This window comes from Streptomyces sp. NPDC050560 (assembly GCF_044457285.1).
In the GTDB taxonomy this organism is placed as follows: domain Bacteria; phylum Actinomycetota; class Actinomycetes; order Streptomycetales; family Streptomycetaceae; genus Streptomyces.
The window spans coordinates 255361-279529 of record NZ_JBITGT010000009.1 but is presented as its reverse complement, the minus strand read 5'-3'; the positions used below and the strand labels follow the sequence as shown (position 1 = coordinate 279529).

The window sequence follows — 24169 nt, the reverse complement described above, 5'->3', positions numbered from 1 at the left end:
GCGGCTCAGATCTCCTTCAGGAGCGTGTCGGTGGTGGTGACGACCGCGCAGCGGCCCGCGGCCCAGCGCAGCGCCATGTCGTGGTCCTCGCGGGTGAAGTCCGCGACGGCGTCGGCGACGACCCACGCCCTGATGTCGCGCATCCACGCGTCGCACGCGCTCATCAGCACCCCGATGTGCGCGTACACACCGACGACGACGAGCTGGTCGCGCCGCTGACCGCGCATCAGCCGTTCCAGGTCGGTACGGACGAACGCGCTGTACTTCCACTTGGTCAGGACGGTGTCCCCGGCGGCCGGGGCGACCTGTTCCGGCACGGCCAGGGCCTCGGGGTCGTCGGCGGCGCCGGGACCCCAGAAGTCGAGCTGGAGCCCGCGCTCCTCGGGCGTCTGGCCGCCGCGCTGCGCCGAGTAGACCACCGGCACGCCCGCGCGTCGGCACGCGTCGGCTATCCGGGCGCAGTTCGCCAGCATCCCGGTCAGCGGCTGCTCCGCGGACGGGTAGGGGCGCAGGAAGTGGTTCTGCAGGTCGTGGACGAGCAGCACGGCACGGCCGGGGTCCACGGTCCACGCGGCCCGGTTGGCGGGAAGCTCGTGCGCGGTCGGCAGGGGGTAGGGGGCGATGGCGGGAAGTGCCATGGGGGGTGGCCTCTCAGTGCTGCGGGGTGTCGTGCCGCGGGCGGGCTTCCGCGGTGGCCGCGGTGGTGCGCAGCCCCTTCTTGCTGACCTTGCCGATCCCGGTGTGCGGGAAGGCGTCGACGAACTCGACGAGGTCGGGGACCTTGTAGGCGGCGATGCCGCGCTCGCGCACGAACCGCTTGACATGGGCGGGCCGCAGCGGCTGCGCGCCGCGGCGCAGGATGACATAGGCGAGGGTGCGCTCGCCGAGGTACGCGTCGTCGACCGCGACCACCGACACGTCGTGCACGGCCGGGTGGGCGAGGATGACGTTCTCCACCTCCTCCGGCGCGATCTTCTCCCCGCCCCGGTTGATCTGGTCCTTCGCGCGCCCCTCGACGACCAGGTGGCCGCCCGGGGTGCGGCGGACGATGTCGCCCGTGCGGTAGAAGCCGTCCGCGGTGAAGGAGCGTGCGTTGTGCTCGGGGGCGCGCCAGTAGCCGCGGATGGTGTACGGGCCCCGGGTGAGCAGGTGCCCGAACTCGCCCTCGGGGACGTCGCGGTCGTCGTCGTCGACGACGCGGACCTCGTCGTCGGGGGAGATCGGCCGGCCCTGTGTGGTGACGACGGTCTCCGTGTCGTCGTCGAGCCGTGTGTAGTTGACCAGGCCCTCGGCCATCCCGAAGACCTGCACGAGACGTGCGCCGAGGGCGGGTTCGAGGCGGCGGGCCGCGGACTCGCTGAACTTGGCGCCGCCGACCAGCACGACACCGAGGCTGGAGAGGTCGTACCGGCTGCCGGGCGCCGCGTCCGTCCACACCAGGGCGAGCGGTGGCACCATGCCCGTCATCGTGATCCGCTCGGACTCGACCAGCGGGAACGCGGTGTCCGGGTCGGGCGCGGGGCACAGCACGCTGGTGCCGCCCGCGTACAGCACGCCGAGCCAGCCGGGCGAACTCATCGGGAAGTTGTGTGCGGCGGGCAGCACCACGAGGAAGCGGGTGCCGGCGTCGACGCCGCAGATCTCGTTGGAGCCGCGCAGCGAGTACAGGTAGTCGTCGTGGGTGCGCGGGATGAGTTTGGGGCGGCCCGTGGTGCCGCCGGAGAGCTGGAGGAACGCCACCTCGTGCGGCAGGGGCCCCGCGGGCAGGGCCGCGGGCCGCGTGGGCACGTCGGCGAGTGCGGTGTGCTCCCCGGGGTCGCCCACCACGAACACCTCGCGCAGGGTGGGGGTTTCCGCCTTGACCTTCGAGGCCAGGGCGCGGTGGTCGAAGCCCGCGTGCCGGTCGGGGACGACGTAGGCGACGGCCTCGGTGAAGGAGCAGAAGTAGGAGATCTCCGTCTCGCGGTGCGCGGGCAGCGCGTAGACGGGCAGCGCGCCGAGCCGGAAGAGCGCGAAGACCACCTCGACGAACTCGCCGGTGTTGGGGAGTTGGAGGACGACACGGTCGCCCCTGCCGATGCCGCGCGCGGCGAACCCGGCGGCCAGCCGGTCGGCGCGCTCGTCCAGCTCGCGGTAGGTCCAGGTGCGGCGCACGGGCGCGGGGTCGACGAGCGCGATACGGTCCGGGTGCGCGGCGGCCCGCTCGCGCAGCACACCGCCGAAGGTCTCCCCGCGCCAGTACCCGGCCGCCCGGTAGCGCGCGGCGAACTCGGCGGGCCAGGTGGGGGAGTCGAGCCCCGGGGTGGTCGCGTCGGCGCTCACAGCGAGGCCCCCACGGCGCTCAGGAAGGTGCGGAACTTGGCGCCGGTCTCGGCGGTCTCCGCCTCGGGGGACGACCCGGCGACCACGCCCGCGCCCGCGAACAGCCGCAGGGTGCGGCCCTCGGCCTCGGCGCAGCGGATCGTCACCACCCACTCGCCGTCGCCCGCGGCGTCCTGCCAGCCGACCACGCCGGTGTACGCGCCCCGCTCGAACGGCTCGGACTCGGCGATGACCCGCCGCGCCAGCGCGGTGGGCGCGCCGCACACCGCGGGGGTGGGGTGGAGCGCGCAGGCCAGGTCGAGGGCGGTGGTGGCGTCCGGCCGTGCGACGTCGCCTGTGACGGTGGTCGACAGGTGCCACATCGCGGCCGTACGCACCAGGGTGGGCCGCTCGGGCACGTCGAGGCGGGTGCAGTACGGGGCGAGGGCCGCGCGCACCGCGTCCACGACGACGGCGTGTTCGTGCAGGTCCTTCTCCGACTCCAGCAGCGCCGCCGCGCGCCGCACGTCCTCGGCGAGGTCGGCGGAGCGGGGCGCGGACCCGGCGAGCGGGTTGGCGGTGAGCCGCCCGCCGGTGCGGGAGACCAGCAGCTCGGGGCTGGCGCCGACCAGGGTGCGGCCGGGGCCGCTGGGCACCGCGAAGGTGTAGCCGGACGGGTCGCGGCGGGCCAGCCGGCCCAGCATCGCCGGCAGGTCGGGCTCCGTGTCGCTGGTCAGCTCCAGGGTGCGGGCGAGGACGACCTTGGCGAACTCGCCCGCCCGCATCCTGGCCACGGCCGCGGCGACCGCGTCACCGTAGGCGCGGGCCGAAGGCACCTCGCGCACCCGCCAGTCGACGGCGGCGGGCGCGGCGCCCGGCAGCGCGACGAGGGGGTCCTCGCGCAGCGGCTGAGCGCGGCGGACCGTGCGCGGCACGGCGAGCGCGGCGGGCGCCGCCGGGTCGAACGGCAGCGCGCCCATCACGACGGGGGCGGGGTCACCGGCCGCGCGGCGCGCGTCGAGCGCGGCCCTGACCCGCACCGCGGGCGGCTCGGCGCCGTCCGGCACCTCGGCGGCGGTGCCGTGTGCCAGGAGGGTGCGGTACGGGGTCGCCAGGAAGCGGTCCTCGCCCGGCCGGTAGGCGTCGAGGAGCGCGGCCGCCGTGCCGGGGGCCTCGGAAGGCGGCACCAGGGAGGCGGAGGCGGGGACTTCGGGTTCGCGCACGGGGGTGGGCATGGCTGTCTCCGAGAGGGGGCGGGCCGCGGTCGGCGGCGGTCGGTCGGGGCCGGGTCCTGGGTGCGCCCTCGGGGCGTCCGGCGTCCGGCGGTGCGGCGCGGGAGGCTGCGGTCCGTGGCCTTTCAGGCCCGCAGGGTCGCGCCGCCGTCCACGTACAGGTCGTGCATGGTGATGTGGCGGGCGCGGTCGGAGGCGAGGAACGCCACGGCGTCGGCGATGTCGGCGGGGTCCGCGATCCGGCCGAGCGGGATGCCGGTGCGGTGGGACGCGAGGTCCCCCTCGATGACACGGCGTGCCGCGTCCTCCTCCGCGCCCGTCCACAGCCCCCGCTGCATGTCGGTGAGGGTGGAACCGGGCGAGACGGTGTTGCACCGCACCCCGCTCGGGGCGACCTCAAGCCCGAGGCACCTGGTGAACATCACCGCCGCCGCCTTCGACGCGGCGTAGGCGGACATCCCGGCCCTGGGCACCCCGGCGGCGTTGGAGGCGACGGTGACGACCGCGCCCCGCCGCCGTGCGGCCATGCGGCGGGTGACGGCGCGCGAGACATGCATCACACCGCCGGTGTTGACCGCGAAGGTGGCGGCCCACTGCTCGTCGGTCAGCTCCGCCACCGGCGCGCTCCACAGCACACCGGCCACGTTGACGGCGATGTCCAGCGGCCCGGTCCCCTCCTCGACGTCGGCGACGAGCGCCTCGACGGCCGCCGCGTCGGTCACGTCCAGGGCGCGGTGCACGACCGCGCCGGGGAGGTCGGCGGCGAGCTTCGCCACCCCGTCAGCGGCCACATCGGTGGCGACGACGCGGGCGCCGCGCTCGACGAGCGCGCGTACCACCGCCTCCCCGATGCCGCGCGCGGCGCCCGTCACCAGGGCGAGCCGCCCGGCGAGTTCCGGGGCCACGGGGGCGTCGGCGCTCACTTGACCGTGGCCTTTCGGATGCCGCCCGGCACCGCCGCGGTCGGCGGCGCCGCCACGGTGGCGGTGCGGAGGCGGGAGGGGGTCTGGTACGGCGCCATGGCCAGGAACTCCGTAGTTCGAAGGTGCGGTCCGGGAGGGGGCCTTCGCGGGCGTCGACGCGTATGCGGACATGCGTCACCCAGGGGGCCGCCCCGAACCGGCGGGCCTACTTAGGTTAGGCTAACCTACGTCGACGGTGGGGGCGGGGCCGCCAGGACGCCGTTGACCTTCCCCCGAGGGGAACGTCGAGGGTGGAGTGCGAGCGAAAGGCACTCACCATGACGACTTCACTTTTCGAGGGCTCGGCCGCACTGGTCACGGGCGGGTCCCGGGGCCTCGGCGCCGCGACGGCCGGGCTGCTGCGCGCCGGGGGCGCGACCGTGTGGGCAAGCGCCCGCACCATGCCGGACGGCTACGACGACCCCGACCACTTCATCGCCGCGGACATCACGACGGCCGCCGGGGCCGAGACCGTCCGTGCGGCCCTCCGGGACCAGGAGATCGACCTCGTCGCCCATGTGGCCGGCGGATCGAGCGCACCCGCGGGCGGCTACGCGGCACTGGACGACGACGCCTGGCACGCCGACCTCTCGCTCAACCTCCTGGGCGCGGTACGCGTCGACCGGGCGCTGGTGCCCGGGATGGTCGCCCGGGGGCGCGGTGCGATCGTGCATGTGACCTCGATCCAGCGCCAGCAGCCGCTGTGGGAGTCCACCCTGGCCTACGCGGCCGCCAAGGCGGCCCTCGCCACATACAGCAAGGGCCTCTCGGTGGAGGTCGCAGGGAGCGGGGTGCGGGTGAACACCGTCTCGCCCGGCTGGATCCGCACCGAGGGCGCCGAGGGCCTGGTGGAGCGGATCGCCCGGGCGGCGGGCGTCGACCGCCCCGCGGCCCGGCAGCGGATCATGGACTCACTGGGCGGTGTCCCCCTGGGCCGCCCCGCGGAACCGGAGGAGGTCGCCTCGGCGGTCCTCTACCTGCTCTCCCCCCGGGCGGGCGCGATCACCGGCGCCGAGCTGCGGGTGGACGGGGACACCGTACGAACGGTGTGACCCCCGCGGGACTCCGGGCGGCCGGGCACCATGTGACGGGCGGCGCCACCCCGTCTGTCACGCTCGGTTACTATGCTCACTCATGCCGGAGGCGGGAACGGGGGCTGGGATGCTGCACAGGGCGGGACGATGCTGACGCGGGTCACCGCCACGCGCTACGTCGAGCCGCTGCACGGCGGCGGCTCGCTGCCCGGCGTCGTCGAGGCGGACGACCTGGGCACGTACGTCGTCAAGTTCACGGGCTCCGCGCAGGGGCGCAAGGCGCTCATCGCCGAGGTCATCGTGGGGGAGCTGGCGCGCCGCCTCGGGCTGCGGGTGCCGCGCCTCGTGCTCGTGGACTTCGACCCCGCGGTGGCCGCGGCGGAGCCGCACCAGGAGGTGCAGGATCTGCTGCGGGCGAGCGCGGGGCTCAACCTCGGCATGGACCTGCTGCCGGGCGCGCTCGACTTCACCCCGGACACCGCGGTGGACGTGACACCGCTGGAGGCGGGCAAGGTGGTGTGGCTCGACGCGCTCACCGCCAACGTGGACCGCACGGTGCACAGCTCCAACCTGATGGTCTGGCCCACCTTCGACCGGCTGCCGCGCCGCCTGTGGCTCATCGACCACGGCGCCGCCCTGGTCTTCCACCACCGCTGGGAGTCCGCGGCGTCCGCCGTGACCAGGGCGTACGACTTCCGCCACCATGCGCTCGGACGCTACGGACCCGACACCGGGGCCGCCGACGCGCAGCTCGCGCCGCTGGTCACCGAGGCGCTGCTGCGCGAGGTCGCCGAACTGGTCCCGGACGGCTGGCTGACCGGCGAGGACGGCTTCGCGGGCCCGGGGGAGCTGCGGGACGCCTACGTCCCCCACCTCGCGGCCCGCGCCCGCGCCTCCGAGGCATGGCTGCCGCGCGCGTTCCCCACCCCGGGGGAGCTGGTGGCGGAGGACGCCCGCCGCGCCGCGGCCACCGAGGCGGGCCGCCCCCGATGGCTGCGCAGGGTGCCCGACCTCGGCGGGGGACAGCAGGGCTGAGGGAGCGGAGGCCGCTTCGGCGCGCCTCCACCCCGGCCCCGCCGCCTCCTAGGCGTGCCCGGAGGTGGCAGCGGCCTCCGCGCGCAGGCTCTCGTAGACGCGTGCCAGGCCCTCGGAACCGTGCCCCGCGCCGATCTGACGGCTGATCAGCGTCTGCACCGCCGCGATCGGCGTCGGGTCCACGCCCTGCTCCTCGCTGGCGCGCACCAGGTGGGACAGGTCGGAGAACTCCAGGCTCTGCTGTCCGGGGGCGGTGTAGTCGCCGCCGTCGATGACGCGTGCGTGGGCGGCGAGCCCATTGGTCATGGCGCTGAGGAACGGTGCCGTGCGGGCGGCGAACCGGGCCGCGGTCATCCCCTCAGAACCGACCATGGCCGCGCCGTGGAAGAAGCCCGCGAACATCTGGTACATGCCCGACAGCATCGCGAGGTCGATCAGGGACGCCATGCCCGCGTCCCGGCCGTCGTAGGTGCTCGTCGCCCAGGCGTCGAAGACGCCGCGGTACCGCTCGTACACCGGCTGCGAGCCGCTGTAGAAGATCTGCGCCCCGGGGGTGCCGATCATGGCGGGCACCGCGAGGATCGCACCGTCCAGGTACGCGATGTCGTACCCGGCGGCCCAGGCGGCGAGCTCGCGTGCCTCGACCGGGGTGGTGGTCGTGAGGTTGACCAGGGTACGGCCGCGCAGCCCGTCGACGACGGGGTCCAGGGTCTCGTGCACCGAGGGGTGCCTGAGCAGGCAGGCCACGATCAGGGGCCGCGCGGTGACCGCTTCGGCGACCGCGTCGGCGGACTCGGCGCCGCGCTCGACGAGGGCGGTGGCACGTCCGGGGGTCCGGTTCCACACGGTCACCGGGTGGCCCTCGCCGAGGAGCCGCGCGGCAAGGGCACTGCCCATGGCTCCGAGTCCGAGCAGCGTGACGCCGGTCCGCGCGGGCGGGGTCGTGGATGTCGTTCGCATGCCCCCATGCTGGGCGGAACACCGTCGAGCGGGAAGTACCCACTCACTTGTGGGGTACTTACCGTTCGGTGAGCGAGGAGGTCACGATGGCGAAGGCGCCGCGGCGCGGGCCGTACATCTGCGGTATCGACGCCGCCCTTGACGTCGTCAGCGGGAAGTGGAAGGGCCTGGTCCTCTGGGAGCTGCACGCCCACGGCACCCGGCGCTTCGCCGAGCTGCGCCGCGCGCTCCCGGGCGTGAGCGAGAAGGTGCTCACCCAGCACCTCCGCCAGATGGAGGAGGACGGACTCGTCCACCGCGAGGTGTACGCGGAGGTGCCGCCGAGGGTCGAGTACTCCCTCACCGAGGCGGGCGTCTCCCTCGACGAGGCACTGCGCCCGCTCGGCGCGTGGGGGAGGGAGCGCGTGCGCCGGGAACACCTCGAAGCGGCGGACATCCCCGAGTCCCCCGCCCCGTAGGTCACGAGCCGTCGGCACCGCGCGGCCACCGGGTCGCTGTTCACCGCAGGAGAGGCCGCCCCGTGGAGCACGGGACGGCCTCTCCTGCGTGGGCTGCCCGCCCCGGCTGTGCCTACCGCTTCAGCCGCTCGTACGCGGGGACGGTGAGGAAGTCCGCGTAGTGCTCGTCCAGGGCGACCTGGAGCAGGATGTCGTGCGCCTCCTGCCAGCGTCCCGCACCGTACGCCTCCTCGCCCAGCTCGGCGCGGAGCGACGCCAGGTCGTCCGCCGCGAGCGCGCGGACCGCCTCGGCCGTCACCGTCAGCGGCTTCCCGTCGTGCTCGACGACGACGCCCGCGTTGATCCACTGCCAGATCTGGGAGCGGGAGATCTCGGCGGTCGCGGCGTCCTCCATCAGGTTGAAGATGGCGACGGCGCCCGCGCCGCGCAGCCAGGACTCGATGTAGCGGATGCCGACCTGCACCGCGTTCACCAGGCCCTCGTACGTCGGCTTCGCGTCCAGGGAGTCCACCGCGATCAGGTCGGCGGCCGCCACCGACACCTCCTCGCGCAGCCGCTCCTTCTGGTTCGGCCGCTCCCCGAGGACCTTGTCGAAGGACTCCATGGCGATCGGCACCAGGTCCGGGTGGGCCACCCAGGAGCCGTCGAAGCCGTCCCCGGCCTCCCTGTCCTTGTCCGCGCGCACCTTCTCGAAGGCCACCTTGTTGACCTCGGGGTCGCGGCGGGACGGGATGAACGCCGCCATGCCGCCGATGGCGTGCGCCCCGCGCTTGTGGCAGGTGCGCACGAGCAGTTCGGTGTACGCGCGCATGAACGGGGCCGTCATCGTGACCGCGTTGCGGTCCGGCAGCACGAAGCGGGCGCCGCCGTCGCGGAAGTTCTTCACGATGGAGAACAGGTAGTCCCAGCGGCCCGCGTTGAGCCCTGAGGCGTGGTCGCGCAGCTCGTAGAGGATCTCCTCCATCTCGTAGGCGGCGGTGATCGTCTCGATGAGGACGGTCGCGCGGACGGTGCCCTGGGCGATGCCGAGGTGGTCCTGCGCGAAGACGAAGACGTCGTTCCACAGCCGCGCTTCGAGGTGGGACTCCAGCTTGGGCAGGTAGAAGTACGGGCCCTTGCCGAGGTCGAGCAGCCGCCGCGCGTTGTGGAAGAAGTAGAGCCCGAAGTCGACAAGAGCGCCGGGCACCGGGCGGCCGTCGATCTGGAGGTGGTGCTCGTCCAGGTGCCAGCCGCGCGGCCGGGTCACGACGGTGGCCAGTTCCGCCGGGTCCTTCAGGGCGTACGACTTGCCGCTCGCGGGGTCCGTGAAGTCGATGCGGCGCTCGTACGCGTCGATCAGGTTGAGCTGCCCGAGGACCACGTTCTCCCAGGTGGGCGCCGAGGCGTCCTCGAAGTCCGCGAGCCACACCCGGGCGCCCGAGTTGAGCGCGTTGATGGTCATCTTGCGGTCGGTGGGGCCGGTGATCTCCACCCGGCGGTCGTTCAGCGCCTCGGGGGAGGGGGCGACGCGCCAGGAGTCGTCGGCGCGCACGTCCGCGGTCTCCGGGAGGAAGTCCAGGGTGGCGGTGCGGGCGATCTCGGCGCGCCGCTCGGCGCGCGCCGCGAGGAGCTCGTCGCGGCGCGGGGTGAAGCGGCGGTGCAGCTCGGTCAGGAAGGCGAGGGCCTGCTCCGTCAGCACCTCCTCCTGTCGCGGCAGGGGCGCTGCGTCGACGATGGCCAGCGGGGACGGCGCTGGTGCGGACATGAGACGTCACTTCCTTCGGCGGACTGTGCGGTGCGGGTGCCCGACCCATGGTGCGCGGGCCTGGCACCCGGTGCCAGGCCGACGCGGTACACGCCGTGGCGCGGCTCCCGCGCGGGGAGTGCGCCGACCCGACAGGGCTTCTGAACAGTGGATATTAGTTTCCTTATAGTGGAAGTTCAATGTGTGTCGATGTCGAGAATCTCTCCATCGAGCCGTTCTGGCCCCCGGTGCCAGCCAGTTGAGGGCGCGGCCGACGCCCGCCGAGGGCCTACGCCTCCGCTCAGTCCAGGCGGTCGAGATCCGCCGGCACGTCGATGTCGTAGGGCGCGGCCACTCCGTCGCAGGGCACCAGGGCGAGCGCCGCGGAGTGCCGGGCGAGGTAGGCGCGGGCGCCGCGGTCGCCCTCGGCGGAGTCGGCGGCGGGCCGCCAGTGGTCGGCGCCGAGCAGCACCGGATGGCCCCGGCGCCCGTCGTATGTCGCGGCGGCAAGCACGGCGGGTCCTTCGACCGCCTCGCGGACCCGGGCGACCGCCTCGGAAGTGATGCCGGGCTGGTCCACCAGCAGGACGAGCGCGGCCGTGGCGCCGGTGTCCCCGAGCGAGTCGAGCCCCGCCCGCAGGGACGTGCCCATGCCCTCCTGCCAGGCGGGGTTCTCGACGAGGACGCAGTCGGCGAGGCCCGGCAGGGCGCGCACCGCGGACGCCGCCGCGCCCACCACCACGTGCACCCGTCCGACGCCGCCCGCGCGCAGCGTGCCCACCGCGTGCTCGGCGAGCGTGCGGCCCCCGTGCTCCAGCAGCGCCTTGGGCCGCCCCCCGAGCCGCCGCCCGCCGCCCGCGGCGAGCACCAGCCCCACCACCTCCGGGCGCGGCGCGCTGCCCGCCCCGCCCTCGTCCCCGGCGCCCTCACGCGCCGGCTGTGCCATGTTCGTCATGGCTCCTGCATACCGCACGGACTCGCCCCGTTCGGCCCGTCCCCGCCGTCGCGGGCGCGCGGCGTCGGCTGACGCCCCGTCACGGCCCGACGGGTGACCGCGGGAGCGGGCAGGTGAACATGCCGATTCACCTCCGCTACAGGGAAGTTGAATTTGGTCCTGTCTGTGGCGCGAACCGGCCACGGGGCGATTTACTGGCGGCGGCTCCGGGTGAAGCCACACCCCTCGGGGAGCCGCCCTGGGCCGTCGAGGGGGGGGAGGGCTGTGGTGCAGAGCGTGGGGAAACGTGCCCAGAGACCGGCGCGCGGCGGGGGCGACAGCGACCGGCGGGTGGTGGGGCTGCGGGCGGCAGTGACCTGTCTGCGGCGCGAACTCGCCGCGTACCCGGTGGAGTTCGCCGACCGGGGGATCGCCGAGGACGAGTTGGCCGCCCTGGCCGCGATGGCCTTCGAGGGGCACCCGGAGGTGCGCAGGCTGCGCCGCTCGCTGCTGCTCGTGGCCGGGGCGATGGGCTCGGTGAGCGCGCTCGCCGGGGGCCTCGCGGACGTGCGCGCGGCGGTGGAGGAGTTCGGGCACGAGGAGTGAGGCGAGGAGTGCGGCGGGGGTCGTGTCCGCCCGGACGGGGCGCGGTCCCCGCCCCGCGCCGCCGTGGCCGAAACCCTACGGTCCCCGGCGGGCCGCCGCGCAAGGGCCGCGCATGACGGCCCCTCAGCCCGCGAGCGCCCCCGCAAGTTCCACCGCGACGTCCCGCAGCACGGGCACGATCTCCTCGGTGGCGCCCTCGGTGAGGCGGCCCGCGGGGCCCGAGATGGAGATCGCCGCGGCGGTCGGCGAGCCCGGCACCGTCACCGCGAGGCAACGCACCCCGATCTCCTGCTCGTTGTCGTCCATCGCGTACCCCTGCCGCCTGACCTCGTCGAGCGCGGCGAGGAACGCGTTCGGGGTCGTGATGGTGCGGTCCGTCGTCGCGGGCATCCCGGTGCGCGCGAGCAGCGCCCGTACCTCGTCGGGCGGGAGCTGGGCGAGCAGCGCCTTGCCGACGCCCGTCGCGTGCGGCAGCACCCGGCGGCCGACCTCGGTGAACATCCGCATCGAGTGCTTCGACGGCACCTGCGCCACATAGACGACCTCGTCGCCGTCGAGCAGCGCCATGTTCGCGGTCTCGCCCGTCTCCGCCACGAGCCGGGCGAGGTACGGCCGCGCCCAGGTGCCGAGCAGCCGGGACGCGGACTCGCCGAGCCTGATGAGCCGGGGGCCGAGCGCATAGCGGCGGTTGGGCTGCTGGCGTACGTAGCCGCAGGCGACCAGGGTGCGCATCAGCCGGTGGATCGTCGGCAGCGGGAGTCCGCTGCTGGTGGAGAGCTCGCTCAGGCCGACCTCGCCCCCGGCGTCCGCCATCCTCTCCAGCAGGTCGAAGGCGCGCTCAAGGGACTGGACGCCGCCGGTCGGCCGTGCGGTGTCGGTGGCGCTGGTGTCTGGCGTCGGCACTGCGCGTTCCTTTCGGGCTTGCGGGCAAGGCAGCAGCTTATCGGGCGGGCGCCGCGGGGGCGGGGGCGTGGGTCGCGCGGGACCCCGCCGAACGGCGGCCGGTCCCGCCGCGTCCCCCGTCCGTGTCCGTGGCGGAGACGCCTTCCTCAGCAAGCCACAGGCGTAATTGCGGAATTCTATTTCCACTAAACGGAAAAGTCCAGCACGGTACGGGGTGGCCGCCCGTGGGGGCCGGGGGCCTTGACGGAGCCGGGGGTGACGGCAAGAATTTCAACAGAACGTTGAAGTCGATGCTCCGGGGCGGGACTGAAGGGCGCTCCGGCGCGGACCCGTCGCCGAAGGGGCGCCGCGGCGCCACCGGCCACGGCGGGCGGCCGGGCGATGGAGAGCCGGGCGGGCCGCCCGCCCCTCGGCCCCCGACCCGCCGCACACACCGACAGCCCTGCCGCCCGGCATCCGCCCGCCCCACACGGCACCCTTGACGGGCCCACAGGCCCGCATGCCCACCCCGGCCCGCGCCCTGCGGGCCGACCGCGACGACAGAAAGCAGCCCGCATGCCGGAACCCCGAGCAGCCGGGGCGCACCCGCCCGACCTGGTGCTGCGCTCCACCCGCGCCGTCCTGCCCGACGGCACCCGCCCCGCCACGGTGGCCGTGGGGCGGGACGGCAGGATCGCGGCCGTCCTGCCCCACGACGCGCCGCCGCCCCCCGGCGCCCGCCTCGAAGACCTCGGCGACACCGCGCTGCTGCCCGGGCTCGTGGACACCCACGTCCACGTCAACGACCCGGGACGCACCGAGTGGGAGGGCTTCTGGACCGCCACGAGGGCCGCGGCCGCGGGCGGCGTCACCACCCTCGTCGACATGCCGCTCAACAGCCTCCCGCCCACCACCACCGTCCCCCATCTGCACACCAAGCGCGCGGTCGCCCGCGACCAGGCCCACGTCGACGTCGGCTTCTGGGGCGGCGCCGTACCGGACAACACGGCGCATCTGCGGCCGCTGCACGACGCGGGCGTCTTCGGCTTCAAGTGCTTCCTGTCGCCCTCGGGCGTCGAGGAGTTCCCCGAACTCGACCGCACGGGACTCGCCGCCGCCATGAAGGAGATCGCGGCCTTCGACGGGCTGCTCATCGTGCACGCCGAGGACCCGGCCGCGCTCGCCGCGGCGCCGCCCGGCGGCGGCCCGCGCTACGCCGACTTCCTCGACAGCAGGCCGCCCGGCAGCGAGGACGCCGCGATCGCGACCCTGCTCGAACTGGCCGCCGCCCTCGGCACCCGCGTGCACATCCTGCACCTCTCCTCGGCCGCCGCGCTGCCCGCCGTCGCCGCCGCCCGCCGCGCCGGGGTCCGCGTCACCGCCGAGACCTGCCCGCACTACCTCGCCCTCACCGCCGAGGAGGTCCCCGACGGCGCCAGCGCGTTCAAGTGCTGCCCGCCGATCCGGGAGGCCGCCAACCGTGACCTGCTGTGGGCGGCGCTCGCGGACGGCACCGTCGACTGCGTGGTCAGCGACCACTCGCCCGCCACCCCCGACCTGAAGACCGCCGACTTCGCCACCGCCTGGGGCGGCATCTCCTCGCTCCAGCTCGGCCTGCCCGTCGTCTGGAGCGAGGCGCGCCGCCGCGGCCACACCCTCGACGACCTGGCCCGCTGGATGTCCGCCCGCACCGCCGCCCTCGCCGGCCTCGCCCACAAGGGCGCCATCGCGCCCGGCAGGGACGCGGACCTCACCGCCCTCGCCCCCGAGGAGACCTTCACCGTCGACCCCGCCGCGCTCCAGCACCGCAACCCCGTGACCGCCTACGCGGGCCGCACCCTGCACGGCGTGGTCCGGGCGACCTGGCTGCGCGGGCGGCGCGTGTACGACGCCGCCGGGGGACCCGCCTTCACCGGGCCCTCGGGACAGCTACTGGAAAGGAACAACGGATCACAGTGACGGCCCCCGGCATCCCCGCCCCCGACACCCCCGACGCCCCCGGCGCGTCCGCGCCCCGGACACCCGCGCTCGCCTTCACCGGCGACGCCGCGCCCTACACCACCGGCGACCCGTACGCCGACTACCGCTCCGCCGACCTCCCCTTCGCCCGGCTCACCGACCTCGCCGCCCCCGGCCTCGGCGCCGGCGTCATCGCCGCGGGCGACGAGTTCTTCGCCTCCCGCGAGAACCTCATCGCCGCCGCGCCCGCCGTCTTCGACCCCGGGCTCTTCGGGCCCAAGGGCAAGATCATGGACGGCTGGGAGACCAGGCGCCGCCGCGGCCCCGACCCCGAACACCCCTGGCCCGACGACGCCGACCACGACTGGGCGCTGGTGCGGCTCGGCGCGCCGGGCGTGGTGCACGGCGTCGTCGTCGACACCGCGCACTTCCGCGGCAACCACCCGGCCGCCGTCTCCGTCGAGGCCACCGCGGCCGACGGCACCCCGGGGCCCGAGGAACTGGCCGCGGACACGGTGCGCTGGACCACGCTCGTGCCCCGCACCCCGGTCGGCGGCCACGCCGCCAACGGCTTCGCCGTCGACGTCCCGCGCCGCTTCACCCACCTGCGGCTCAACCAGTTCCCCGACGGCGGCATCGCCCGGCTGCGGGTGTACGGCGAGGTGCTGCCCGACCCCGGCTGGCTCGCCGCGCTCGGCACCTTCGACGTGCTCGCCGAGGCCAACGGCGGCCGGGTCGAGGACTCATCCGACCACTTCTTCTCGCCCGCGGCCCACACCATCGGGTACGGCCGCTCCCGCGCCATGCACGAGGGCTGGGAGACCCGCCGCCGCCGCGACCACGGGCACGACTGGGTCGCGTACGCGCTCACCGCGGAGGCGGAGGTGCGCGCCGTGGAGATCGACACCGCCTGCTACCGGGGCAACGCCGCGGGCTGGGCCTCCGTCTCGCTGCGCGAGGGCGCCGACGGGCCCTGGACGCAGCTCCTGCCCCGCACCAGGCTCCAGCCCGACACCAACCACCGCTTCGTGCTCCCCGCGCCCGCCGTCGGCACACACGCGCGTATCGACATCTTCCCCGACGGCGGCGTCTCCCGGCTCCGCCTGCACGGCAGCCTCACCACGCGCGGTGCGGCCGCCCTCGCCGAGCGCCACCGCACGCTCGGCGGCTGACCCCGCGGCCCCGCGCGCGTGGGAGCCGTTCACCGGTGCGCGCGGGCGGGGGAGCGGTACCGTCTTCCGGGACGCAATCCGTACCCGGACGACCGGAACCTCTCCGGCGGTCCGCGTCGTTGTCCCACTGAACCAGCCAGCCGTACGGGCCCCGGGCATGGGGCGCGTACGGTTCGACACACGCGCGTCGAGGAGAGCGGCCGTGACCCTGCAACAAGAGATCGTCGGCAATGCGATGCAGATGGCCGTCGTCAGCCTCAAGCCCGGCCAGACGGTCTACTGCGAGGCGGGAAAGTTCCTCTTCAAGACGGCGAACGTATCGATGGAGACCCGTCTCGGCGGCCCCGGCGGCGGCCAGCGCTCCCCGCAGGGCGGCGGGGGCGGCGGCATGGGCGGCATGCTCCGCCAGGCCATGGGCACCGCGATGCAGGTGGGGCAGCGGGCGCTCGCCGGGGAGTCGCTCGCCTTCCAGTACTTCACCTCGCAGGGCGAGGGCACGGTGGGCTTCGCCGGGGTGCTGCCCGGCGAGATGCGCGCCCTGGAACTGAACGGCTCGCGGGCCTGGTTCGCCGAGAAGGACGCCTTCGTCGCGGCCGAGTCCACCGTCGAGTTCGGCATCGCCTTCCAGGGCGGGCGCACCGGCATGAGCGGCGGCGAGGGCTTCATCCTGGAGAAGTTCACCGGCCTCGGCACCGTGATCATCTGCGGCGCGGGCAATTTCATCGACCTCGACCCCGCCGACTTCGGGGGCCGTATCGAGGTCGACACCGGCTGCGTCGTCGCCTTCGAGGAGGGCATCAGGTACGGCGTCCAGCGCGTCGGCGGCCTCAACCGCCAGGGGATCATGAACGCCGTCTTCGGCGGCGAGGGCCTGTCCCTCGCCACCCTGGAGGGCCAGGGCCGCGTCATCCTTCAGTCCCTCACCATCGAGGGCCTGGCCAACGCCCTCAAGAAGGCCCAGGGCGGCGACAAGCAGGGGCCGACCGGCGGGATGTTCTCCACACACGCGGGCTAGCCCCGGCGGACGGACCGCACGCCTCAACCCGTCCGCACCCCGCGTACACCCCGCCGACCTGCCGTTTCCCCCGTGTCCGCCGGCTCCGGCGGCCCCGGGGCCCGCTCGAACGCCGGGCGAACCCGGGGCCAACCCATGTCCAAATTTCGAAGAAGCCGCCGCATTGACGTTGACATGCCATGCTCTACGCGCGTCATGCTAGGAGCCATGCGAATCCCCACACGCATTCTCAGCGTCTCGGCAGTCTCGGCCGCACTCCTCTTCGGCGGCTCGGCCGCCGCGATCGCGGCCCCCACCCCCCACACCGCCACCACCGCCGTCACCGCGCACGCGCGCGTGCTGGCCGTCGGCGACATCTGCTACTCCGACCTGCCCTCCCAGGCCCATGACACCCTCGACCTGATCGACCAGGGCGGCCCCTACCCGTACCCCCAGGACGACGGCGTCTTCGAGAATCGCGAGGGCCTGCTGCCCCAGCAGAGCAACGGCTACTACCACGAGTACACCGTGGAGACCCCGGGCTCGCCCGACCGCGGCGCCCGCCGCATCATCGCCGGCCAGGCCACCGACGAGGACTACTACACCGCCGACCACTACGAGTCGTTCGACCTGGTCGACTTCGACTGCTGACCCCCCACCCACATCTCTCGCCCCGCGGACCCCCCACACCGACAGGCCGCGGGGCGAGACCGTGCCCCCGGCGGCCCGGGAGAACGCCACGCCCCGCGGCCCGGAGCGGACGGGCGGCTCACGCCCCCAGCAACTCGCCCCCCGCGATCTCCGTCAGCCGCACCGGGCGGTGCTCGCGCCGCGAGACCTCGCACGCCTCCGCCACCCTGAGCGCCCGCAGCGCCTCACGGCCGTCGCAGGGGTTCTCCCTGCGGCCCGCCACCACGTCCACGAACGCCGCGAGTTCGGCCTCGTACGCGGGCGCGAACCGCTCCAGGAACCCGGTCCACGGCTTGTCGGCGGCGGGCGGCCCGGCCGGTTCCGTGGAGGCGATCGGCGTACGGTCGTCGAGCCCGACCGCGATCTGGTCGCGTTCCCCGGCAAGCTCCATACGGACGTCGTAGCCCGCGCCGTTGCAGCGGGTCGCCGTCGCGGTGGCGAGCGCCCCGTCGTCCAGCGTCAGCAGCACGGCCGCCGTGTCCACGTCGTCCGCCTCGCGGAACATCGCGGGCCCCGCGTCGGAGCCCGCCGCGTACACCTCCGTCACCTCACGCCCCGTCACCCACCGCAGGACGTCGAAGTCGTGGACCAGGCAGTCCCGGTACAGGCCGCCCGACAGCGGCAGATACGCTGCGGGCGGCGGCGCCGGGTCCGACGTCATCGCGCGGACGGTGTGCAGCCGCCCGAGCCGCCCCGCGAGCACCGCCTCCCTGGCCGCCGTGTACCCGGCGTCGAAGCGGCGCTGGAAGCCGAGTTGCAGGACGGTGCCGGTGGCGTCCACCTCGCGCAGCGCCGCGAGGGTGCCCGGCAGGTCGAGGGCGATCGGCTTCTCGCAGAACACCGGGAGACCGGCGCGCGCCGCCCTGCCGATCAGCTCCGCGTGCGCCGAGGTGGCCGTTGTGATCACCACGGCGTCCACCCCCCAGGAGAAGACGTCGTCCACCCCGGGCGCCACCGTGGCCCCGAGGCGCTGTGCCAGGTCGGCGGCGCGCGCGCCGTCCGCGTCGGTGAGGACGAGGGAGCCTACGTCGCCGTGCCGCACGAGTGCGGCAGCGTGGAAGGTGCCGATACGGCCCGTTCCGATCAGTCCGATGCGCATGGGTACAAACCTCGCCGGACGCCTCCATCCTGTCAATGGGTTGTCCTGACAATCGAACCTCACGACTTCCCGTCATCAGCCCCCGCCGTTACGCTCGCACCGTGCCGAAGCCACTGGTGGACCCGACCGTCTCGCTCCAGCTCGGCGTGGACCGCAGCAGCCCGGTCCCGCTCTACTTCCAGCTCGCGCAGCAGCTCGAAGCCGCCATCGAGCGCGGCGCGCTCACCCCCGGCACCCTCCTCGGCAACGAGATCGAGCTGGCCGGCAGGCTCGGCCTGTCGCGCCCCACCGTGCGGCAGGCCATCCAGACCCTGGTCGACAAGGGGCTGCTGGTGCGCCGCCGCGGCGTCGGCACCCAGGTCGTGCACAGCCGCGTCAAGCGGCCCCTCGAACTCAGCAGCCTCTACGACGACCTGGAGGCGGCCGGGCAGCGGCCGACCACCCGCGTCGTCGACAACTCGCTGGTGCCCGCGCCCGCCGAGGTCGCCGCCGCGCTCGGCGTCCCCGAGGGCGACGAGGTGCGGCGCATCGAGCGGCTGCGGCTCACCCACGACGAGCCCATCGCCTACCTCAGCAACCACCTGCCCGCGGGCCTCGCCGACCTCGACAGCGCCCGCCTGGAGTCGACCGGCCTCTACCGGCTGCTGCGCGCCGCCGGAGTCACCCTGCACAGCGCCCGGCAGGCCGTCGGCGCCCGCTCCGCCACCGCACAGGAGGCCGCGAGGCTCGCAGAGGAGCCCGGCGCCCCGCTGCTGACCATGGAACGCGTCACGTTCGACGAGACCGGCCGCGCCGTCGAGCACGCCTCCCACACCTACCGCGCCTCCCGCTACTCGTTCGAGTTCCAGCTCCTGGTACGGGGCTGAACCCCCGCCCCGCCGCGGCGGCCGACGGGCCGCGCCCGCCCCGTCCCCCGGGCGCCCTTGCCCCTACCGTGACCAGGTCGTGATCGATCCGTTCCCGGGGCCAGGGGCGTTCCGGCGCTCTCGCGGGGGCAGGACATTGACGCCACGGCGAACCACGGCTAAAAACACGGGGTCATGACCCGCGGCACCACCGCGGCAGCCGCGGCGTCGACCGCCACCGGCGGCGGGGCCGCACCCCCGGCGCGGGGCGGAAGGGCACCGCCGGTCCCCCCGGCAGAAAGGCATGGCCACGTGGCACGCTTTCGTACCTGGACGAGCATCGCGCTCGTCGGGACACTCGCGCTCGCCGGATGCAGCAGCACCGGCGGCAAACGCGCGGAGGACGCCCGCAAGGCCGCCGCCGCCAAGGGCAGGGCCGCCGTCGACACGCCCCGCTGGACCTTCGCGATGGTCACCCACTCGGGAGACGGCGACACCTTCTGGGACATCGTGCAGAGCGGCGCCAAGCAGGCCGCCGTGAAAGACAACATCAACTTCGTCTACTCGCACGACGCCGAGGCCCAGCAGCAGGCGCAGCTCGTGGACGCCGCCGTCGACAAGAAGGTCGACGGCCTCGTCGTGACGCTCGCCAAGCCCGACGCGATGAAGGCCGCGGTCGCCCGCGCGGTGAAGGCCCACATCCCGGTGATCACCGTGAACTCCGGCGCCGCCGAGTCCAAGGCGTTCGGCGCGCTCACCCACATCGGGCAGGACGAGACCGTCGCGGGCCAGGCGGTCGGCGACGAACTCAACTCCAGGGGCCGCAAGAAGGCCCTCTGCGTCATCCACGAACAGGGCAACGTCGGCCTCGAACAGCGCTGCCAGGGCGCCAAGGACCACTTCAAGGGCAGCATGCAGAACCTCTACGTCGACGGCACCAACATGCCCGACGTGCAGTCCGCCGTGCAGGCCAAGCTCCAGGCCGACAAGTCGATCGACGCCGTCGTCACCCTCGGCGCGCCGTTCGCGGACACCGCCGTCAAGGCCGGGCAGGAGGCGGGCAGCAAGGCCGAGATCGACACCTTCGACCTCAACGCCAAGGTCGCGGGCGGCCTCCAGGACGGCTCGCTCGGCTTCGCCGTCGACCAGCAGCCGTACCTCCAGGGCTACCAGGCCATCGATCTGCTGTGGCTGTACAAGTACAACGCCGACGTGCTCGGCGGCGGCAAGGCCGTGCTGACCGGGCCGCAGATCATCACGAAGAAGGACGCGGGCGCCCTCGCCGAGTACGCGAAGCGGGGCACCAGGTGACCGCCACCGCCTCCGGCACGGGCCCCTCGACCGGCACCGGCGCCCCCGATGAACGGCTGCTGCGCACCTCGCCGCTGCGCAGGCTGCTGGGCCGCCCGGAACTGGGCTCGGTGGTCGGCGCCGTCGCCGTCTTCGTGTTCTTCGCGTTCGCCGCCGACAGCTTCCTGAACGCGTCGAGCCTTGCCACCGTGCTGTACGCGTCGTCCACTATCGGGATCATGGCGGTGCCGGTGGCGCTGCTGATGATCGGCGGCGAGTTCGACCTGTCGGCGGGCGTGCTGGTCACCACCTCCGCGCTGGTGTCGTCGATGTTCAGCTACCAGATGACCGCCAACGTCTGGGTGGGCGTCGGGGTCTCCCTGCTGGTGACGCTCGCCATCGGCGCCTTCGACGGCTGGATGCTCACCCGCACCAAGCTGCCCAGCTTCATCATCACGCTCGGCACCTATCTGATGCTGACCGGGATGAACCTCGGCTTCACCAAGCTGATCAGCGGCACGGTGTCCACCAAGTCCATCGCCGACATGGAGGGCTTCTCCACCGCCCACGACCTCTTCGCCTCCACGCTCACCCTCGGCGGCGTCGACCTCAAGGTCACCGTCCTGTGGTGGATCTGCATGATCGCCCTCGCCACCTGGGTCCTGCTGCGCACCCGCGTCGGCAACTGGATCTTCGCGGCGGGCGGCGGCAAGGACGCGGCGCGCGCGGTCGGCGTCCCGGTCGCCAGGACCAAGATCGGCCTTTACATGGGCGTCGGCTTCGGCGCCTGGGTCGCGGGCCAGCACCTGCTGTTCTCGTTCGACGTGGTCCAGTCCGGCGAGGGCGTCGGCAACGAACTGATCTACATCATCGCCGCCGTCATCGGAGGCTGCCTGATCACCGGGGGCTACGGCTCCGCGGTCGGCTCCGCCGTCGGCGCGCTGATCTTCGGCATGACCAGCAAGGGCATCGTGTTCGCCGAGTGGGACCCGGACTGGTTCAAGTTCTTCCTCGGCGCGATGCTGCTCCTGGCGACCCTGCTCAACGCCTGGGTGCGCAAGAGGGCGGAGGCCACGGCATGAGCGGGGAGAAGGCGATGGAACCGGGCAAGGCGGACAGGGCGCCAGGGCTGGAGAAACCGGCCGGGGACGCGACGGCCGCCACGGACAACCGCACGGCGCTCGTCGAGCTGGACGACGTCAGTAAGTACTACGGCAACATCCGCGCCCTCGAAGGCGTGACGCTCACGGTGCACGGCGGCGAGATCACCTGTGTGCTCGGCGACAACGGCGCCGGCAAGTCCACCCTCATCAAGGTCGTCGCGGGGCTCCACCAGCACGACGGCGGCACCCTGCGCATCGACGGCGAGGACACCAGGCTCGGCTCGCCCCGCGAGGCCCTCGACCGCGGCATCGCCACCGTCTACCAGGACCTGGCGGTGGTGCCGCTGATGCCGGTGTGGCGGAACTTCTTCCTGGGCTCGGAGCCGCGCAAGGGCAGGGGCCCCTTCTCCCGGCTCGACGTCGACCTGATGCGCCGCACCACCCATGCCGAGCTGCTGCGCATGGGCATCGACCTGCGCGACGTCGACCAGCCCATCGGCACGCTCTCCGGCGGCGAGCGGCAGTGCGTGGCCATCGCCAGGGCCGTCTACTTCGGGGCGAAGGTGCTCGTGCTCGACGAGCCGACCGCGGCGCTCGGGGTGAAGCAGTCGGGGGTGGTGCTGAAGTACGTGGCCGCCGCGCGGGACGCCGGGCTCGGCGTCGTGCTGATCACCCACAACCCCCACCACGCCTACCTGGTCGGGGACCGCTTCATCCTGCTCAAGCGCGGTGCGATGTCCGGCAGCCACCCCAGGTCCGGCATCACCCTCGACGAGCTGACCCGCGAGATGGCGGGCGGCTCCGAGCTGGACGACCTGGAGCAGGCCCTGGAGCGCGCCCCGAGCCCCGCCCACCTCGGCGGCACGGCGACGGGGGAGTAGCGGCCCCCGACCCGGACGGCGGCCCCTGCGCACCCGCGCGGGGCCGCCGTCCGCTGTCCCTCACCCGCGCGTGTGCCTGACGCGTACGGTCGTCACGCGCGCGTGCGCGTCCACGGCCGGGACCCAAAAGCCCACCAACCGCCCGTACCCCCCGACCTGCCGCGAAAGCACAGGAGAGGGGAGCGGCGTGGAGAGATGCCGCGGGCATCGGGTGGGGTCTGCGGGGGGAGGGGGTGGTGAGGCAGAATCGGGGCGGTGAGCACCTACCGCGATTTCGCGCACCGCGGCTCCGCACGGGCCACCGTCCTGCGGACCGTCGGCACGCGCGAGCGCCGTTCCCATCTGACGGCCCCCCGCGTCCCCACCGTCGGCATAGACATCGGCGGTACGAAGGTGATGGCGGGCGTCGTCGACGCCGACGGGCACATCCTGGAGAAGGTACGCACCGAGACCCCGGACAAGTCGAAGAGTCCCAAGGTGGTCGAGGACACCATCGTCGAGCTGGTGCTCGATCTCTCGGACCGCCACGACGTGCACGCCGTCGGCATCGGCGCCGCCGGCTGGATCGACGCCGACCGCAACCGGGTCCTCTTCGCCCCCCACCTCTCCTGGCGCAACGAGCCCCTGCGCGACCGCCTCTCCGGGCGCCTCGCCGTCCCCGTCATGGTGGACAACGACGCCAACGCCGCCGCCTGGGCCGAGTGGCGCTTCGGCGCGGGACGCGGCGAGGACCACCTCGTCATGATCACGCTCGGCACCGGCATCGGCGGCGCCATCCTCGCCGAAGGACAGGTCAAGCGGGGCACCTTCGGCGTCGCCGGGGAGTTCGGGCACATGCAGGTGGTGCCCAGCGGCCACCGCTGCCCCTGCGGCAACCGCGGCTGCTGGGAGCAGTACAGCTCGGGCAACGCGCTGGTGCGCGAGGCCCGCGAGCTGGCCGCCGCCGACTCCCCGGTCGCGTACAACATCATCGACCGGGTCGGCGGCAACGTCTCCGACATCACGGGCCCGCTCATCACGGAACTGGCCCGCGAGGGCGACGCGATGTGCGTGGAACTGCTCCAGGACATCGGCCAGTGGCTCGGCGTCGGCATCGCCAACCTGGCCGCCGCCCTCGACCCGTCCTGCTTCGTCATCGGCGGCGGCGTCAGCGCCGCCGACGACCTGCTGATCGACCCCGCGAGGGACGCCTTCCGCCGCCATCTGACGGGACGGGGCTACCGCCCCGAGGCCCGCGTGGCCCGCGCCCAGCTCGGCCCGGACGCGGGCATGGTGGGCGCCGCCGACCTGGCCCGCCTGGTGGCCAGGCGGTTCAGGCGCGCCAACCGCCGCCGGGTCGAGCGCTACGAGCGGTACGAGCGCTTCGCCGAGGCCCGCCGCACCGCCCGTACCACCCAGGGAACCGGGACCAAGGGATGAACACCGCAGAACAGGCCGCGCCCGTGACGCAGCAGGACCCGGAGCCGCCGGCCGCCGAGGGCCGCCGACACAAGATCCGCCGCCGCACCCTCACCCTGGTGATCATCGTGCTGCTGATCGGGGTGCCCGCCGGCTACCTCGTGATCTCCGCGAACCAGAGCAGGGACAGCGGCAAGGACAAGGAGGACCGCTACTCCGCCACCGGGATGAGCGCGGGCTCCCCCACCCGGGTCCAGCGCCGCCTCTACAACATCCCCGTCCCCAGGGAGCACGCGGCGATCTCCTCCTACGAGACCAACAACTGGAAGACCAGCAGGCTCTACGTCCAGTTCCTCACCACGAACAAGGGCCTCGCGTCGTTCCTGCACTTCATGGGCGCCGGCGTCGACGACCTCAAGCCCGGCAAGCTGCCCGTCACCGCGCGCGACCGCAAAATCGCCCACTGGGACTTCAGCGGCACCGGCGAGTGGTCGGGCCTCGTCCACTCCAAGCCCGACCCCCAGCCCACCCAGACCGTCGTGGTCAACCGCGCCAACCCCAAGTACCCCCAGGTCTACGTGGTCTCCGAGACCACCCCCTGACGCCCCGGG

At 74.0% G+C, this 24169-nt stretch carries 23 protein-coding genes; 14 read left to right on the top strand and 9 right to left on the bottom strand.

The features are described from left to right. Positions 1-5: 5 nt before the first annotated feature. The 4 genes from ACIBIW_RS22505 to ACIBIW_RS22490 all read right to left on the bottom strand — a co-directional run bounded on the left by ACIBIW_RS22505 (position 6) and on the right by ACIBIW_RS22490 (position 4456). Positions 6-638, bottom strand: a complete 633-nt coding sequence (locus ACIBIW_RS22505) for an isochorismatase family protein (protein WP_399338740.1) — start codon at positions 636-638, stop codon at positions 6-8. Between the two features lie 13 nt (positions 639-651). Beyond that, the gene (locus ACIBIW_RS22500) at positions 652-2322 is read right to left on the bottom strand and encodes a (2,3-dihydroxybenzoyl)adenylate synthase (protein ID WP_399338739.1); all 1671 of its coding nucleotides are present in this window, start codon (positions 2320-2322) and stop codon (positions 652-654) included. Then, positions 2319-3536 (bottom strand): isochorismate synthase, encoded by a 1218-nt coding sequence (locus tag ACIBIW_RS22495; RefSeq protein WP_399338738.1) that lies wholly within the window; start codon positions 3534-3536, stop codon positions 2319-2321. Before ACIBIW_RS22495 ends, ACIBIW_RS22500 begins: the two co-directional genes overlap by 4 nt. 122 nt (positions 3537-3658) lie before the next feature. Next, positions 3659-4456 carry a 2,3-dihydro-2,3-dihydroxybenzoate dehydrogenase gene (locus ACIBIW_RS22490; protein ID WP_399338736.1) on the bottom strand — a complete coding sequence of 266 codons (798 nt, stop codon included), beginning with the start codon at positions 4454-4456 and terminating at the stop codon, positions 3659-3661. A 317-nt stretch (positions 4457-4773) separates the two neighbouring features. On the opposite strand from ACIBIW_RS22490, the gene ACIBIW_RS22485 reads away from it, so the two are divergent. Both ACIBIW_RS22485 and ACIBIW_RS22480 read left to right on the top strand, forming a co-directional pair. Next, positions 4774-5547, top strand: a complete 774-nt coding sequence (locus ACIBIW_RS22485) for an SDR family oxidoreductase (RefSeq protein WP_399338735.1) — start codon at positions 4774-4776, stop codon at positions 5545-5547. A 129-nt stretch (positions 5548-5676) separates the two neighbouring features. Further along, a complete protein-coding gene (locus tag ACIBIW_RS22480; RefSeq protein ID WP_399338734.1) occupies positions 5677-6564 on the top strand; it encodes a HipA family kinase in 888 nt (295 codons plus the stop codon). Between the two features lie 48 nt (positions 6565-6612). Here ACIBIW_RS22480 and ACIBIW_RS22475 read toward each other — a convergent pair whose 3' ends face one another. Next, positions 6613-7524 (bottom strand): NAD(P)-dependent oxidoreductase, encoded by a 912-nt coding sequence (locus ACIBIW_RS22475; RefSeq protein WP_399338733.1) that lies wholly within the window; start codon positions 7522-7524, stop codon positions 6613-6615. Between the two features lie 86 nt (positions 7525-7610). Here ACIBIW_RS22475 and ACIBIW_RS22470 point away from each other — a divergent pair, with 86 nt between their 5' ends. After that, entirely contained in the window at positions 7611-7982 is a 372-nt protein-coding gene (locus ACIBIW_RS22470) for a winged helix-turn-helix transcriptional regulator (protein ID WP_399338885.1), read from the top strand. 112 nt (positions 7983-8094) lie between these two features. Here ACIBIW_RS22470 and aceB read toward each other — a convergent pair whose 3' ends face one another. Then, the gene (aceB, locus tag ACIBIW_RS22465; protein ID WP_399338732.1) at positions 8095-9726 is read right to left on the bottom strand and encodes a malate synthase A; all 1632 of its coding nucleotides are present in this window, start codon (positions 9724-9726) and stop codon (positions 8095-8097) included. A gap of 280 nt (positions 9727-10006) precedes the next feature. After that, entirely contained in the window at positions 10007-10660 is a 654-nt protein-coding gene (locus ACIBIW_RS22460; protein ID WP_399338731.1) for an NTP transferase domain-containing protein, read from the bottom strand. Between the two features lie 276 nt (positions 10661-10936). Here ACIBIW_RS22460 and ACIBIW_RS22455 point away from each other — a divergent pair, with 276 nt between their 5' ends. After that, complete coding sequence (locus ACIBIW_RS22455; RefSeq protein ID WP_399338730.1) at positions 10937-11245, top strand: DUF5955 family protein; 309 nt, start codon at positions 10937-10939, stop codon at positions 11243-11245. Positions 11246-11368: 123 nt separating this feature from the next. Here ACIBIW_RS22455 and ACIBIW_RS22450 read toward each other — a convergent pair whose 3' ends face one another. Then, positions 11369-12148: an IclR family transcriptional regulator gene (locus ACIBIW_RS22450; protein WP_399338729.1), complete on the bottom strand. Its 780-nt coding sequence runs from the start codon at positions 12146-12148 to the stop codon at positions 11369-11371. A 555-nt stretch (positions 12149-12703) separates the two neighbouring features. Between ACIBIW_RS22450 and allB the strand changes: the two genes are divergently transcribed. The 4 genes from allB (at position 12704) to ACIBIW_RS22430 (ending at position 16903) form a co-directional block, all read left to right on the top strand. Next, positions 12704-14086: an allantoinase AllB gene (gene allB, locus ACIBIW_RS22445; RefSeq protein WP_399338728.1), complete on the top strand. Its 1383-nt coding sequence runs from the start codon at positions 12704-12706 to the stop codon at positions 14084-14086. Positions 14087-14097: 11 nt separating this feature from the next. Next, on the top strand, positions 14098-15258 hold the full coding sequence (alc, locus tag ACIBIW_RS22440; RefSeq protein WP_399338884.1) for an allantoicase: 1161 nt from the start codon (positions 14098-14100) through the stop codon (positions 15256-15258). Positions 15259-15460: 202 nt separating this feature from the next. Continuing rightward, on the top strand, positions 15461-16273 hold the full coding sequence (locus ACIBIW_RS22435; protein WP_399338727.1) for an AIM24 family protein: 813 nt from the start codon (positions 15461-15463) through the stop codon (positions 16271-16273). A 207-nt stretch (positions 16274-16480) separates the two neighbouring features. Beyond that, entirely contained in the window at positions 16481-16903 is a 423-nt protein-coding gene (locus ACIBIW_RS22430) for a ribonuclease domain-containing protein (protein ID WP_399338726.1), read from the top strand. A 118-nt stretch (positions 16904-17021) separates the two neighbouring features. On the opposite strand, the gene ACIBIW_RS22425 is transcribed toward ACIBIW_RS22430, so the two are convergent. Next, positions 17022-18041 carry a Gfo/Idh/MocA family oxidoreductase gene (locus tag ACIBIW_RS22425; RefSeq protein ID WP_399338725.1) on the bottom strand — a complete coding sequence of 340 codons (1020 nt, stop codon included), beginning with the start codon at positions 18039-18041 and terminating at the stop codon, positions 17022-17024. Between the two features lie 116 nt (positions 18042-18157). Between ACIBIW_RS22425 and ACIBIW_RS22420 the strand changes: the two genes are divergently transcribed. From ACIBIW_RS22420 to ACIBIW_RS22395, 6 genes are all read left to right on the top strand, one after another. Next, positions 18158-18907 carry a GntR family transcriptional regulator gene (locus tag ACIBIW_RS22420; protein ID WP_399338883.1) on the top strand — a complete coding sequence of 250 codons (750 nt, stop codon included), beginning with the start codon at positions 18158-18160 and terminating at the stop codon, positions 18905-18907. A gap of 291 nt (positions 18908-19198) precedes the next feature. Then, on the top strand, positions 19199-20197 hold the full coding sequence (locus ACIBIW_RS22415; RefSeq protein WP_399338724.1) for a sugar ABC transporter substrate-binding protein: 999 nt from the start codon (positions 19199-19201) through the stop codon (positions 20195-20197). Further along, positions 20194-21258 (top strand): ABC transporter permease, encoded by a 1065-nt coding sequence (locus ACIBIW_RS22410; protein WP_399338723.1) that lies wholly within the window; start codon positions 20194-20196, stop codon positions 21256-21258. The genes ACIBIW_RS22415 and ACIBIW_RS22410 overlap by 4 nt, the downstream gene beginning before the upstream one ends. Continuing rightward, a complete protein-coding gene (locus ACIBIW_RS22405) occupies positions 21255-22160 on the top strand; it encodes an ATP-binding cassette domain-containing protein (protein WP_399338722.1) in 906 nt (301 codons plus the stop codon). The genes ACIBIW_RS22410 and ACIBIW_RS22405 overlap by 4 nt, the downstream gene beginning before the upstream one ends. A 255-nt stretch (positions 22161-22415) precedes the next feature. Next, on the top strand, positions 22416-23579 hold the full coding sequence (locus ACIBIW_RS22400) for an ROK family glucokinase (RefSeq protein ID WP_399338721.1): 1164 nt from the start codon (positions 22416-22418) through the stop codon (positions 23577-23579). After that, positions 23576-24160, top strand: coding sequence for a sugar kinase (locus tag ACIBIW_RS22395; RefSeq protein WP_399338720.1), 585 nt, complete (start codon positions 23576-23578; stop codon positions 24158-24160). Before ACIBIW_RS22400 ends, ACIBIW_RS22395 begins: the two co-directional genes overlap by 4 nt. Positions 24161-24169: the final 9 nt, after the last annotated feature.